The organism is Halomicrococcus gelatinilyticus (assembly GCA_024227995.1).
Lineage (GTDB): Archaea > Halobacteriota > Halobacteria > Halobacteriales > Haladaptataceae > Halomicrococcus > Halomicrococcus gelatinilyticus.
Genome location: CP100465.1, coordinates 24911 through 38951, shown reverse-complemented (window position 1 = coordinate 38951; position 14041 = coordinate 24911). Strand labels below are relative to the sequence as shown.

Genomic DNA, 14041 nt, shown 5'->3' with positions numbered 1-14041 from the left:
TCGCGTCACCGACTCGGAGACGGACAGGCGTAGCCATGAGTTTCCACAGCCGGAGTGACGCGCTCATCGAACTGACTGAAAGGTTGACGGAGACGCTCAGTATTCCTCGACGTCGACAACTCGTTTCGTCGCCTCGTGAGTGAGGTCTCCATCCCCGGAGACGACTGGCGCGTCGAGTTCACGCCCGACCGCGGCAACCAACGCGTCGGGGCCGTCCAGATAGGGGCCACCTGGCGCAATCTCATCCGCGATGTGGCCCGCGGTAACGGCGGTTCGCTCGTCGATGGGGCGGACGTCAACCCACGCAAGATCCGCACGGACGCCGTCGACGTCTCCATTCGGAAGATTGCCTTCGCCGACGAGAACCTCGGCGAACGCTGGGACTGGGACAACCCAGCGAGTCTCGGCCCCGCCGTTCTCCTCGTAGAATTCGCGCGTCGCTTCGTGGCCGTCAAGATAGTCGATCAGAAACGTCGCGTCGAGAACCTTCATGCACCGTCCTCGATACGCTCCTGCATCCGGCGCTTCCGCTTCTCTTTCGCCTTCTGCCGGCCGTCACGGACGCGGTCGGCCTCGTCGTCGGACCAGCGGCCGAATCCGTCATCGAAGTCGCCGACATCCTTCTCACCGAGGAGTCGTTCGAGGACGTCGTTGTAACTCTCACCCTCGCGACGATGTCGTTCGATCTTCCGTTTCACCGTCTTGCTCACTCGAATCTGTTCGTCAGCGACACCCATCGTACGTTGACGTTGGCGTTGACGCTACTTTGCCTTTGGCCCCAGGGTAAGGTGAGCGGCCTCACAGAGGAGTCTCTTCCAACGATTGTACTCCGTCCCGGCTACGGTCGAGTTTTTACTCGTCCACCTGAGAGACGGCCTCAGAAACCCGCCGATACTGTTCAGCAGAAAGATTTGCGTCCCGCGCTGCTTTGAGTTGTGAATTCACGAGCGTGTTGAGCTGTGAGCCCCATTTCTCAGGTGGTGTCGACTCAACGTACGACGCCCACCGCTTGATTGCCTCGATGCGTTGCTCATCGTTCCGCTCGTGCTTCGCATCGAGTTGGTCACGTACGCTTGAGTCGCTCATATTCGTCCTCAACGGAGAGTCGTGTAACCCAGCGTTCGAGTTCCGACCTCCTAAGGCTTTCTCCGAAGAGGGTGTAGAGGTGCACTGCATCCTCGAACGATGTCTTATCGCTAAGATACAGTTTGTAGGCAATCTGAAGCTCTAGGGGGCCAATCGGAATCGCTACATCCCCAATTTCCGCAGTGATCGAATTCTTCAATGACGCACGGTCGAACTCGTCATCGACGAACTTCACCTCAAGATGTGGAATCACCTCACCTTCAGGGGCAACCCAGATGTTGTCGCCATTCGAGAGCATGGTATACATATCGTCGAGCGGCATCGATGCACCCCAGTAGTCGTTCGACTGCAGTCGCTCGACTAAGCGCTCGACTGTTGGCTCGTCAATACGCTCTAGAAGAATATCGATATCCTGGGTTGCACGAGAACGGCCGGCCAAGATTGCGACGTAGCCGGAGATGTAAACGTGTTCGATATCGAGGTCCGTGAGCAGTCGAGAGAAGGAAATCGCCAGTTCATCTAATTCGTTCGGGGAGCGTTCCACGACTAATGTTCCGTCGCGTAACTCGATCCCAGCCATACGTTGGACACACTTGTTGGAGTAGGTTAATTTCGTCGGAATTCTGGGTTCGCAGACGACGTACTGCATTTTGCTGTTGAGCCTGCATCCACTCCTTTAAAAGTGAACGTCGGCGGGCACGATCCAGAGATCGTCGCTTTCGTCGAGGGTGCGGTCGAGTTGGTCTGGATCACGAATGCCGTTGCCGTATTGATCGTACAGGTAGATCGAGGGCCCCTCGTACGACCCGACTTCGTGGAAGGCGTGGCGGGCGAGGTCTTCGTTGCGCATAATCTCGTCGTCGCTGAACTCGTCGAGCACGTCCCGTACCCGGTCGAGATGGCGCTCGAACTCGCTCGTCGTCGCCTGCCAGCCGCGCTCCAGGAGTTCACAGCCCTCGGCGGACGCAACCGGAGCCGCAACCGGCAGGTCTCCCCACCGGTCCTTCCCCACGCCGTCTCGCACTTCGTCGAAGGTGACGTAGTAGTCGAACACCGCGTCGGTGTGCGGGCCAGCGCCGATGAGCCGCCCGAACACCGTCTTGCCAGCGACCAGTGCGTCTTCTTGCGTCGATGCCTCCACAAGCGTGTAGATGACCTGATGCATCGGGTGTCACCGTCCTGCCGACGCACCAGTTCGGCACTGCCTGCTGCGCCGGCACCCATCGCCGGCGCAAAAAACTTGTGCCGGCATCGCCAGGCGAATTCAAAGTAATCGTTAGCAAGTGTTTGGCCTGGTTCTGGTAGCGGACTGCGAAAGTGCAATCAATGCCAGGTATCGTTATGGGAAGTGAGAAATTGGGATTGGACCTCGATTATCTGAGTTGCCAAGATAGCCTATAATAGCTCTGCAACGATGTAATTAACACATGAGTTACAATAAACGGCCTTGTTGAAACCCTCACTAGATGATATGTTTCAGCAGTCCTGCTGAATACAGCGCGCATATCGGTCACGGGGTCTGTTGGGCAAAGCCGTCTAAAGACCGAAGCCGTTATATTGTTTAGGTGAGCCTAAACCATATGGCTGAAGAGAGCGGTAGGCACGAAGCACCGACGCGCAGAGACTATATGAAGTACGGCGGAGCAGTCGTCGGTGGGGGACTGCTCGCCGGATGTGCGGGACAGTCCGATTCCGAATCGACGCCCACCGAGACGGAAACTGCGACGGACGACCAGACTGAGACGGCCACGCCGGACGACGGACCCTACACGGTCGAGATGTTCCCCGTCGGCGAGGTCGAGTTCGAGGCCGTTCCCGAGTCGGTCACGACCTACTCGATGGCGTGGGCAGACATGGTAATCTCGCTCGGGCAAGCGGACAAACTCCAGACAGACAGGCTGAGCGGGCCTACCCTGTTCTACGACCCGCTCGACATCGAATACGACAACGACTGGCCGCCGCTGTGGCAGGACGGCGGGATGCCCAAGGAGGTCTTCTACGAACACGATCCAGACGCGTTCCTCATCGATCCGAACCTGATCCAGGCGTGGGACGACAACTGGGACGACTCCGACGTCGAGGAGATTGAGTCGAACGTCGCGCCTTTCTTTGGGTGTATGAACCGTCGCTTCCGTAACGAGTGGCAGCAGGAGATGGGCTACCCCGAACAGGCCCCGTCGATGCTGGAGGCGTTCGACAAAGTCGGCACTGTGCTGGACGAGCGAGCGCGGACCGAGGCGTGGCTCGACCTCCACGAGGACCTCCAGTCTGAGGTCCAGTCGCGGCTCCCCGACGACCCTGAGACGCCGTCTATCGGCCTGATAAACAGCGGTTCGTCCCCCGAGAACGGGGAGTTCTACGTCCTCTATCTGGAGGACGATGGCTACGAGATGAAGCCGTACCGAGACCTCGGCCTTGTCGAATCGGACGCGTTCGCCGGCGTCGAGACCGGCCAGTACGGCCTGACCGACTACGAGACGTTGCTGGAAGTCGATCCGGAGATCATCGTCGTCCACTGGGGCATCACGACCGGGTCGGTGACCTTCGGCGGCGACGGCGCGTTCGACGCCGACCAGTTCCGCGAGCAGTTCGTCACGCCGATGGAAGAGGACGACGTCGGGAGCCAGCTCACCGCGGTCCAGGAGGGGCGCGTGATTCCGGGACCGACTGCGGAACAGGGGCCGCTCATCAACGCCTTCCAGACGGAACTGACCGCACGGCTGTTCTATCCCGAGGAGTTCGGCGAACTCGATCTGGACGCACCACTCGACGTTGCCGAAGAGAATCAGCTGTTCGACCGCCAGCGCGTCAGCGACATCCTCAACGGCGACATCTAACTCCGGAGTCGCTCACGTCCATTCTCGGCGCTCAATACACACGTACCTCACTTCGGAATGTTCAGTCTTCCAGTGCGAATCAAAGCGCGACGAGCTGCTGCATACGTACTCTATATTCACCAGTCCGTTCCTCTCGGAATCACAGACATTCGCGCCCCTCTTGTGAAATGGCGAGGCCTCGTTCGAGGTTGTGAACGACGCACTTGATGACGAGTTCCCGGAACTGCTTCCACCAAAGGCGTGACCGTACGAATGCACCGAATTTCTGTTTGATCGCCGCGTTGACTGTCTCGTTCATGTTCCGCCGATGGTAGAGATCGCTATCCAGCCGTGTATTCCACGCTTTGTGGAGTGGGGTAAACTCCCGGTGCTTGATCAGTGGTCGAATATTATGGTCACGGGCAAGCCGCCGGAGTTTCTGGTCGTCGTATCCCTTGTCACCGGTCAAGACCACAATCGACGCTGCGTTCCGTTTCACTACCTGTGGCGCAATTTGCGTATCGTGTTTCCGCGTAGTCGTGACGTGAATATCGAGAACGGCATTGGTCGTCGTATCGACCAACAGCGTCGTCTTCAATTGCTGGATAGTGAGGTTCGTTCGCTTCGTGTAGTGCGTTGATGCATGAGCCCGTTCGAACCCGGATGCATCGATGCCGGTGACACCGTTCAGCGGTAGATCCGCGAGTGAGACGTTCAGGAGAACACGCCAGACGGCCATCTCCAAGCGGTCGAACGCCTTACAGAGTGTCGAGGGTGCGGGAATCGAGGTCAAGGGCGTCTCGAATGCGGAGCATCTCGATGAGTTCATCAACGAGGTCACGGTACGTGGTCGTCTTTTTGATCTTGAGACAGAGCAGGACGACATGTTGCCGGAGCGTGAATCGTTTCCGCGAGTAGCGAGTCGAAAACCGTGTGACAGCACGGCGAGCCAACACCATCGCACGTTCAACGAATTGAAGAAGCCGTGACTTCGGGAGAACATCCATCTCCTCTCCAGCTACTCACCAGTGTTGTTTGTCAGCAAGGGTTTCAACAAGGCCCAATAAACAGAATATATTAGACGATTAAAAAGTTGAAGTATGCACCGACGCCGATACCTCCAAGCGTCTGTCTCTGCACTCCTGGTGATTGGAGCTGGATGTAGCTTCCAACAGGAACAACCGATCGAACCGTCTATAATTGGTATCGAAATCGAAAATCTCGCGCCCAAAGATGTCAAATTCACTGTGGAAGTGCTCACGGCAGCGGAAACTGTCTTCAAAGCGAGTCGGGTCATAAGTGCAAATGAAGCGGTAGTGATCGAGCAGCCAGTCGACAAGCCAGGTGTCTACACGCTCGAAATCACAACCTCAGATCAGACAGCAACACAGGACCTCTCTCTCTTCGCAGACGAGAGTGATTCATGTGTACTACCTGTTGTGCGGCTCACGCAGGGTGAAGACCTCCATATCGAGGGAGAAGGCTACAGTAGTTGTTCTTCTTGAGAAGATCTTACCTCGACCACTGTGAACCCCTACGTAAGTGTGATAGTCACCAATTCATCTGTTCGATGCTATCATGTTAATACTGTTGAGGGACCGTGGGCCAAAGTAGTAAGAAAGCGGAGACTACCGATTAAATTAGATTGAACTTCTCGTAGATCGTGTCTGTTGCGTTGAGGAACTCCTCAGTAACAATAGCGTGGTGATATGCTCGCTCAGCTTCCGTCTGGTCGTCCATCGCTCGGGAAGTTCCGAATGATTCGACGCCGGAGTTGTATTCCAGACTTGCCATCCGCATCAGTAACCGCTCTGCGCTCTTCAGGTTTCCAGTAGCACGCCGGTTATAGTGATCGGCGGTGAGTTCTTGCTCCACCTCCAGCGTCTCCTCATCGACATCGTCGAAGTCAGCCGACTTCAGCACCGGGATGGCAGAGGTGTAGGCATACGCATAGAGCAGGTCAACGACAGCCGCAGCAAGGTACTCGTCGGACTTCCGTTCTTCTGCTCTCTCCTTATGAGACACAGCGTTGTACTGCGCGTATTCGACGTGGTCCGAGAGATCGCCGCTGACATCACTCAACTCGTCCGTGACGTGGAGGACGAAGTTTCCGCTTCCCGTGCGTTTACAGCAAACTCTGTTGTTCCTATGCTGAACGTCTCTGTCAATAAATCGGTAGATGAACTCTCGTTTGAATCCTATAGGCTCTGCCCCGTTGACATCTCCGGTCGGAAGTTTGGTGATAACGTTTCCTGATATCTTGGCTGCTCAATAGAGGGTGCATTCAGCAAAACAGCACACAAGTGGCAATTCTAGCGCCGTTTATCGGACCCGACCCATATTCTACAGGCTGAGCAGGCCGAGTGCCTCGGAGCTTGACCCCGAACGGATCACCGTACTCTCGTTCGAATCCCGGCCTCCCACTCGTGTGCCTGACCGATTCCGCAGTTCTCCATTGAACAGTTACAGTACGTCTGTTGGTTCAAGGTCGCCGCGGGCGATCTGCTGGAGTTGCTCATCCGCAAGTTGGTCGACGACAACGTCGGGTATCTCATCGGTCAAGTCGTCCGGTAGTGACACGTCGTCAGGTGATGCCTCGCCTGTCTGCAATGGCCGTCCACCGTCCGTTGCTGTACCACCGTCTGTCAACTGCTCGACTGAATCTTCGACCTCAGTCACCATCGCTGCTTGCTGTCGATTTGCTGCAGCCAGGTCATCAACCTCCTCCGCCACCCGCTCGGCCTGGTCAACAACCTCGTCGACCATCGCGGCGATTTCTTCACTGCTTGCCGCCTGGTCGTCGGTTGCGGTCGACACTTCACTGATCCCGTCAGCAGTTTCTGAGACTGCCTCAGCGATCTCAGTCAAGTTCTCGATCGTCTCCTGCACCCGGTCGATGCCCTGCTCGACGTGCTCGGTCATGTCGGTGAGGCTCTCGACAGTCTCATCGGTGTGGTTCTGAACGGTTGCAATGCGCTGGTCGACATTGTCGGCGTTCTCCTGGGACTCTTCGGCGAGGCTCTTTACTTCCTCGGCGACGACGGCGAAGCCCTCGCCGGCCTCGCCAGCGCGGGCGGCCTCTATCTGGGCATTCAACGCGAGCATGTTCGTCTGGTCGGCGATGTCGTTGATCGCGTCGGCAAACTCGTCGATCTCCTGAACCTCATCCTGGAGCTGACGCACGTCATCACGGGCAGTCTCCGCAGCAGCATGGATGTCAGTCATCACCTCTGTGGCGTCGTCCGCCGACGCTGTGCCGTCCTGTGCGAGTTGCTCGGCGTGTTCGCTCGTGGTTTCGACCTGATTGGCCGTCGATGCGATCTCTTCGACGGTTGCTGTGAAGTTCGAGACTTCAGACGCAATCTCGTCCATCTGCTCGGCCTGTGTCTCACTCGTCTCAGAAATCTCTGCAGCGCTCTCGGCGACGTTCTCGGACGTCGTGTTCAGCTCTTCGACGGGGGTCTGCACCTCCTGCTGTACCTGTGCCATCAACTGCTCGTTGCGTTCGACCTCATCTTCGAGTTGCTGGCTGTAGGAGTGGATATACGTGTCCGTGACGACCTGCATGTCGAGATTGATGAGACGAAGGATTGCGAGCAGGTCCTGAATCGTGTCGTTCACCTCCTCTTCGATGACTGCTTCTATCGTGTCTGCGGTCGGGTCGGTGCCGTGGGTCTCACTCTTGGTCGAAGATTCGCCAGCGGTTCTGGTCTGCTGGGTGACTACTCCGCCATCTGTCTCGACACCGGTCAATCGCTGGGTGAGTGCGTCGGTCAGGCGGTCACCGATGAGTGGAAGGATGAGGTCGTAGTAGACGCCGTACTGGCCGAGATAGTGTTTCATCGGCATATCCAGGAGGTCGTGGAGTTTGCCAATGCGGGCACGATCACGGAAGTAGTCCTCTCCGTATTCGCCGGTGGCGAGCGTCACGAGATACGCAGACTGCGTTCGTTTTAGCTCGCTAACTCCTTTCTCGGACTGTCCAATGATATCATCAGTTTGTTCGTAGTCAGTGAGATTCTCATAGAAATCGTCCGCGATTTGGTCGGCGTTCGTCCGAAAGAGGTCTTCATACTGTTGCAAGCGGCGGGCGTCGTCTTGATCGAAGCCAATGAAATCTTTGCGCCATTCGATTTCGGATTGGTCGAGGTCGATCCCTCGGAGAAGTGAATCGACGTTCAATTGTTTGTTCAATCCGCCTTCGCCAAAGTCTCTTCTTCCATAGGAGGGCTGCGACATACATATTTATTTAAACACTATTATATAGTCCTTCGCCCAATTATCACATATAATATACTACTAATGCTACATCGTATATATGCAAACGGACTGTGTCCAAGATACACACTATCTATTTGCACAACTCCCTAAACCATCACTGCAGTGGAATCTCATAGAGCTCGATTCCGACACTCACACCTCCTGGGAACGACAGGCCCTATTAGAATCATAGATATTTTGATACGATATTCCGGAGGTCACTCGTCTGACCAGAGTGTCTCGACACGTTGATCTATCGCAGTTAGCACTGTCGAGTAAACGTCGAGGGGATGCAGCGACGACAGGGAGAGGTCAGTGATCGACGCTGCAGTCGGTGGCTGATGGAAGTGTAACCGACTGTCGTGCGTGTTCGGATGGCGATCCCAGCGACATTCCCACTGGTCGTTTCCATCGCGTTCTTCGACGTAGTGAATCGAGAAGTCACCCGTCGTGAACCACCGAATGTCGAGTCTGGCAGCAGTGACTGACTCGGGATACCGTCCAGCATCGAGGCTTACATCGAGGAGTCGCGGCTCGTAAGAATCAGGGTCGAATGCCGTCTCGGCGACGAGCGAGTCCGACGCGAGGTGTCGCTCGAGCAGGCGCAACGTCTGTCGATCCCGTGGCCCAGTTGCGCCTGCCCCAGAGCTGTCTGGTGGCGGACTCATCTATGCCGGAATCAGATGACCATCGTTCTGTGAGAGCTGTCGAGCGAGTTCATACAGCCGAATATCCCGGATCACACTCTGCCACTCACTGACCGCACGCATCCGCTCGTGGATGGTCTGGTGGTCGTCGTGGTCGAACACGGAGACGTCCGAGGGGTCCGTGGTCTCGAACTGCTCTTCGTACTCCGCCTGCTGGTCTTCGAGCGTCTGCACGCGGTCGATGATCTCGTCGATGGTGAGGCCGTCCGCGATCCGGCTGGCATCCTGCCATTCAAGATAGCCCTCGTTCCGTTCGTAGCGAGCAGGGCGACTGTCTCGGCCCGCACGGACGATGCCCATCTCTGCAAGCCGCTCGAGATGCTTCTTCGCGGCGTTCGCCGAGCAGTCCGCAAGCTCCGCGATCTCGGTGTAGGCGGTCGGCGACGTGACGCCGAGGGCGACATCGTAGACGCGACCGAACGTGTCGGTCCCCTCTTGCCACCGTTGCTGAGCGGTGTCGGTATCCGGAGCTGGGTCGAACTCGGTCATAGCTAATCCTACGTGGCACTGTTCAATATATCTTCTCCTCGCTCAAATATGTGCGATTATGCAATGGGGTAGAGCCCACTCACCAACCGTCACTCCTCGTCTGGTGGTCAAGGCGGATTGCGACCTGCATTGAGGGGCGTGAATGACTCGGAGTGGTAGGCGGCGCGCCAGAGCGTAAGGACCGCTCGGGTCACCAACGTCACTGGCGATTGGGTGATGCAGGAATCCTCAACTTCGCGTGGGTCTGATGAGGCGTTCGGTGGCGGGTGGTAGTGTTCGAGTCCACTCACGTTGACGTAGTCATCCGCGTGCGGATGGCTTCCCCACCGGAGATCGACGCCATTCGAATCGGTGTAGTGGAACTTGTAGTCGTCCTGCGCCGTGCGGAAGAGCTGGCACGCCTGGTCGCGGGTCGTCTTGGGGAGTTCGAGTGCGCTCGTCAGTCGGCGGATCTCGGTCATCCCGTGTGCGAGGTTGCGCTCGGCTTTCGACTGGAAGCGGCCGCGGGACTGCTCGCGGCGCAGGCGGCCCAGTTGCTTTCGCTTGCGTCCGGAGAGCGTGTTGCCGTTCGCGTCGGTGCCGTGGCCGATGGTCGTCGAGAGCCCACGGTCGTGGCGCGCTGCCGTTAGTGGCGCGCCCGTGCGTTTTCGCGACGTTGGTTCGTCGTTGAACGACCGCCATTCCGGCCCGTGGTCGATTCGCTGCTCGTCGATGACGAGTCCGCAGTCGGCACAGACCGTTTCCGCTTTGTTCGTTCTGACCTCGCCGTTACACTCGGGACACACCGCACTGTTTTCGGTCGATTCGTCCTCGTCGAAGCAGCGCTCGTAGACTGGGTTCGTTGCCATTGGTCGAACTGCGAGGCGCTCGCTGTGCACCCCGCACCCCTCCCTGGGGGTGAAAAACGACTCTGGCGGACGACTAGCGGGCAACCGTCGTTCCTAAATCTGGTTCAGTCGGGGAGATCACGCCGGGAAGTCCGGACGCACTCCCAGCATGGGAACTCGCCGAGGTCGTCGCAATCGCAATTCTCGGGTGAGTCAGGTTCTGGGTCAGCAGACGGCGTGTGGTCGTCGACGTCCCGGCCGCCGTCTGCGACAAGTTGTATCGTAGCCACGACTTCGAGGATGCGTGGCCGGATGGCGACCGCGACGCGGTGTTTGCAGGGCCCGTCGTACGTTTCGTCGGCGGGACATTCGCAGGCGACCGGGACGCCGTCCTGGATGGTGACGCGATACTCGTGGTCGTCGGGATCGGAGTGACTCTCGTTGCGGACCTGGACGTCGCCGTCGAGCAGTGCGAATGCGAACGCCTCGTACTGGGCGCGTTTCAGGATGCGGTTCGTCGGGTCGAGTCTGTCGAGAAGTGATTTGGGCATGGTGGGGTGGCGCTCGTGGGAGCGTCGCCCCCCTTGCGGCGCAGAAAAACTGCTCAGGTCGACGCCGTACAAGGGTAAGATACATCACACAATCAGAGAATTATAATATAATGTATCTGTATACGCCGGATGAAATAGACCGAGCGCGAGCACACCATCAGGCAGTCATCCAGGGAGCGGATGACGTCGACGTCAAACGGATCGGCAACCTCGGTGAGCTCGCGTTCGAGCAGTTCTGCCGGGAGTACCTGCCCGTCGAGATGTGGGAATGGCAGAACGAAGAGGCCCTCCGTCGCTGTAACCCCGAGAGCTTCTCCGGGCACGACTTCGAAGTGTTCGGCTACGAAATCGACGTGAAAACATCACGGGACGTCTCCGCGTTCCGCCCGCGCGACCTCATCGAGAACGACCCGGACGACGACATCATCGTCATGGCCTGGCACCGAGACAACGAGGACGCGCTCATCCTCCTCGGCTGGGAACGCACGGAGACGCTCAAATCAAAGGTCAACACTCAGGAGGAGTATTCCGGCGACGAACCGGAGAAGCTCGCACATCTGGCTGCTCGCCCGATGAACGAACTCCACGACCTCGGCCCGAACACAGCCCACCTGAACCAGAAACCACAGAGTCCGTTCAGGCCCGGTGACCGCGTGGTGAAAGCCGGCGAGGATGATGCGTCCGTGGCTGTGGTCGTGGAGGTGCTACCGCCGGAGGAGAACGCGACGCTCTACGGGCAGGAGATGGAAGGCGAAGCCGTCAGCGTTGCCTTCCCGAACATGCTCGACGATGGCCCTGGTAATTGGCGTGAGATCCACCCCGCGAAGCTCGCGTCCTACTGCGACGACCAGGACATCAAGCTCTACACTTACAAGCATACGAACCTCGAACACGCAGACTACCCGTTTACGCCAGGTGACTACGTCATCAAACCGGACTACGACGACCCTGACCTCGCCGTCGTCGTCGATACGGATGACGAAGAAGTGAGCGTAGTGTTCCACCATCTTCTCGACTCGGAATTTGACGACCCATATATTCTGCCCGCAGATCTCGAGGAGCGCTGCGAGGACGCTGGCATTACAGCCTACTCCTTTGACTCGGAGGCGCTCCGATTCGAGCCACAGTACCAATAGCTGGGTCGGAATCAAGCGCATTCAAGCAGGACAGGTGGGCCAGTGCATCAGGCGCCACCTCAAACGGACGCGAGGTCGATCTCTGTGGTACGGCTGTTCGAGCATCGTCCGCGTGGCCGCGGTGGTCAGTAGCGTCCTACCGTCGAATCGATACCACACGAGGCGTTGCTAGACCTGAAACATCCCTAACCATTATTTATGATGGCCTCGTCTATGTCTCTTCCTGCAATGAGCAGTAACGAACCCAACACCACGGCCGAAGGACACGGACACGAACACCACGAAGTGGAGGGGCCAGGGTATCCGACGCCTGCGGCGATGCGCACCGAGTCCGAGCGCGAGAAGACAGCCTTCGTCATGGGACTCCGGGTCGGAATGGACGTCGACGGACCCGATTTCGTCGGCGTCGTCGACGTGGACCCAGACTCCGACACCTACGGCGAACTGATCGACACCGTCGAGATGCCGAACAAGGGCGATGAGCTCCACCACTTCGGCTGGAACACCTGTTCCTCCTCGTGTCACACCGAAGGGTTGACGCGCGACCACCTGATCGTCCCCGGACAGCGATCCTCGCGTATCCACATCATCGACGCATCCGACCCACGCAATTCAGAGATCGAGGCGGTCATCGAACCCGAGGAAGTGTTCGAACACGACCTCTCAGCGCCGCATACGGTCCACTGTGTTCCCGAGGGCAAGATCGTCATCAGCATGCTCGGGAACGCCGACGGCGAACTTCCAGGGGGCTTCCTCCAGATCGATCAAGACGACTTCTCCATCGACGGTCACTGGGAGGACGACCGCGGAGACGTGGAAATGCAGTACGACTACTGGTACCAGCCGCGCCACGACGTGATGGTCTCGACGGAGTGGGCAGCGCCGAAAACCTACTATCCCGGCTTCGACCTTGACGAGGTTGAAGAGGGCAAGTACGGTGACAGCATTCACATCTGGGACTGGAACACCAAAGAACACGAGCAAACGCTGACGTTTGGCGAAGACGGACAGATCCCCCTCGAGATCCGGATGCCGCACGACCCGGAGGAAACCCAGGGGTACGTCGGCGCGGCGCTCTCCTCGAACATCCTTCGCTTCTGGGAGGAAAGCGACGGCGTCTGGGACTGGGAGACGGTGATCGACATCGAACCGCGCGAACATCCCGACTGGGAGATGCCAGTCCCCGGTCTCGTGACGGACATCGTCCTCTCGCTTGACGACCAGTATCTCTTCTTCTCGAACTGGCTGCACGGCGACGTCCGGATGTACGACGTGAGCGACTTCGGGAATCCGCGGCTGGTCGACCAGATCTGGGCCGGCGGCAACTTCGGCGACCGACAGGAAGTCCAGGGCACCGAGATCAGGGGAGCGCCCCAGATGCTTCAGCTCTCACGTGACGGGAAGCGCGTCTATTGGACGACCTCACTGTTCTCCTCGTGGGACAACCAGTTCTACCCCGAGATCGGCGAGAACGGATCGGTGATGCTGAAGGCGGACGTCTATCCCGACGAGGGACGGATGGAACTCGACGAAGACTTCCTCGTCGACTTCGGCGACGCGCCGGGCGGCCCGGCCCGTGCCCACGAGATCCGCTGGCCGGGCGGCGATTGCACCAGCGACGTCTGGCAGTAGATGGTCACTCACGAGGTACAACTGGAATGGCGCGACGGCCGCGAGGCAGTGCTCTCGGTCGCGGAGGGCGAAACCGTCATCGATGCCACCGAGCGCGCGGGTCTCGGCGTCCCCTATGGCTGTCTGTACGGGGCCTGTGGAACCTGTATCGGACGCCTGCTCGACGGTGACCTCGTCCACGTCGAACGGCCGCGCGCGTTGAAACCGCATCACCGACGGGACGGCTACGTCCTGCTCTGTGTGGCTGAGCCCCGTTCCGACTGCCGAATCGAGGTCGGTGCGAGAGTTCAGGCCGACCTCGTGCCCAACCCGTGGAAATGACTGACGTCACGTGATCCGAGCGAGAGTTCATGAAGCATGGGCTCCACAGGTGCGCGCTCACCGTCGTCGATCCAGATCCTAGCCAGGTCGTGGCTGCGCGCGCAGTTCCGAAATGGAGCGAGCACGGAGCGGAGGGTGGGGCGGTAGGGCCTGGGTCCGGTCCGGCACACAGCAAAAAAGAATGGCGTCAGTTGGCTATTCGTCCCACCAGCGACC

At 58.4% G+C, this 14041-nt stretch carries 14 protein-coding genes and 1 pseudogene; 4 read left to right on the top strand and 11 right to left on the bottom strand.

Features of this window, described 5'->3' with window-relative positions:
* Nucleotides 1-96: 96 nt before the first annotated feature.
* The 4 genes from NKT36_RS00195 to NKT36_RS00180 all read right to left on the bottom strand — a co-directional run bounded on the left by NKT36_RS00195 (nucleotide 97) and on the right by NKT36_RS00180 (nucleotide 2251).
* Nucleotides 97-492, bottom strand: coding sequence for a PIN domain-containing protein (locus tag NKT36_RS00195; protein ID WP_327051938.1), 396 nt, complete (start codon nucleotides 490-492; stop codon nucleotides 97-99).
* Nucleotides 489-737: an antitoxin VapB family protein gene (locus NKT36_RS00190; protein ID WP_327051937.1), complete on the bottom strand. Its 249-nt coding sequence runs from the start codon at nucleotides 735-737 to the stop codon at nucleotides 489-491. Before NKT36_RS00190 ends, NKT36_RS00195 begins: the two co-directional genes overlap by 4 nt.
* Nucleotides 738-1063: 326 nt before the next feature.
* A complete protein-coding gene (locus tag NKT36_RS00185; protein WP_327051936.1) occupies nucleotides 1064-1666 on the bottom strand; it encodes a hypothetical protein in 603 nt (200 codons plus the stop codon).
* A 96-nt stretch (nucleotides 1667-1762) separates the two neighbouring features.
* Complete coding sequence (locus tag NKT36_RS00180) at nucleotides 1763-2251, bottom strand: hypothetical protein (RefSeq protein ID WP_327051935.1); 489 nt, start codon at nucleotides 2249-2251, stop codon at nucleotides 1763-1765.
* 415 nt (nucleotides 2252-2666) lie between these two features.
* Between NKT36_RS00180 and NKT36_RS00175 the strand changes: the two genes are divergently transcribed.
* Nucleotides 2667-3923 (top strand): ABC transporter substrate-binding protein, encoded by a 1257-nt coding sequence (locus NKT36_RS00175; RefSeq protein ID WP_327051934.1) that lies wholly within the window; start codon nucleotides 2667-2669, stop codon nucleotides 3921-3923.
* 139 nt (nucleotides 3924-4062) lie between these two features.
* On the opposite strand, the pseudogene NKT36_RS00170 reads toward NKT36_RS00175, so the two are convergent.
* From NKT36_RS00170 to NKT36_RS00145, 7 genes and pseudogenes are all read right to left on the bottom strand, one after another.
* Nucleotides 4063-4909 (bottom strand): annotated as a pseudogene (locus tag NKT36_RS00170) (IS5 family transposase).
* A 628-nt stretch (nucleotides 4910-5537) separates the two neighbouring features.
* On the bottom strand, nucleotides 5538-5984 hold the full coding sequence (locus NKT36_RS00165) for a hypothetical protein (protein WP_327051933.1): 447 nt from the start codon (nucleotides 5982-5984) through the stop codon (nucleotides 5538-5540).
* Nucleotides 5985-6365: 381 nt separating this feature from the next.
* Nucleotides 6366-8141 carry a globin-coupled sensor protein gene (locus NKT36_RS00160; RefSeq protein ID WP_327051932.1) on the bottom strand — a complete coding sequence of 592 codons (1776 nt, stop codon included), beginning with the start codon at nucleotides 8139-8141 and terminating at the stop codon, nucleotides 6366-6368.
* 239 nt (nucleotides 8142-8380) lie between these two features.
* Entirely contained in the window at nucleotides 8381-8830 is a 450-nt protein-coding gene (locus NKT36_RS19210) for a hypothetical protein (protein ID WP_407652186.1), read from the bottom strand.
* On the bottom strand, nucleotides 8831-9358 hold the full coding sequence (locus NKT36_RS00155; RefSeq protein ID WP_327051931.1) for a winged helix-turn-helix domain-containing protein: 528 nt from the start codon (nucleotides 9356-9358) through the stop codon (nucleotides 8831-8833).
* Between the two features lie 107 nt (nucleotides 9359-9465).
* Nucleotides 9466-10206, bottom strand: a complete 741-nt coding sequence (locus tag NKT36_RS00150) for a transcription initiation factor IIB (protein WP_327053405.1) — start codon at nucleotides 10204-10206, stop codon at nucleotides 9466-9468.
* A gap of 104 nt (nucleotides 10207-10310) precedes the next feature.
* Nucleotides 10311-10736: an SWIM zinc finger family protein gene (locus tag NKT36_RS00145; RefSeq protein WP_327053404.1), complete on the bottom strand. Its 426-nt coding sequence runs from the start codon at nucleotides 10734-10736 to the stop codon at nucleotides 10311-10313.
* Between the two features lie 110 nt (nucleotides 10737-10846).
* On the opposite strand from NKT36_RS00145, the gene NKT36_RS00140 reads away from it, so the two are divergent.
* The 3 genes from NKT36_RS00140 to NKT36_RS00130 all read left to right on the top strand — a co-directional run bounded on the left by NKT36_RS00140 (nucleotide 10847) and on the right by NKT36_RS00130 (nucleotide 13825).
* Nucleotides 10847-11872: a hypothetical protein gene (locus NKT36_RS00140; protein ID WP_327051930.1), complete on the top strand. Its 1026-nt coding sequence runs from the start codon at nucleotides 10847-10849 to the stop codon at nucleotides 11870-11872.
* A gap of 228 nt (nucleotides 11873-12100) precedes the next feature.
* On the top strand, nucleotides 12101-13504 hold the full coding sequence (locus NKT36_RS00135) for a selenium-binding protein SBP56-related protein (protein WP_327051929.1): 1404 nt from the start codon (nucleotides 12101-12103) through the stop codon (nucleotides 13502-13504).
* Nucleotides 13505-13825 (top strand): 2Fe-2S iron-sulfur cluster-binding protein, encoded by a 321-nt coding sequence (locus tag NKT36_RS00130; RefSeq protein ID WP_327051928.1) that lies wholly within the window; start codon nucleotides 13505-13507, stop codon nucleotides 13823-13825.
* Nucleotides 13826-14041 lie beyond the last annotated feature (216 nt).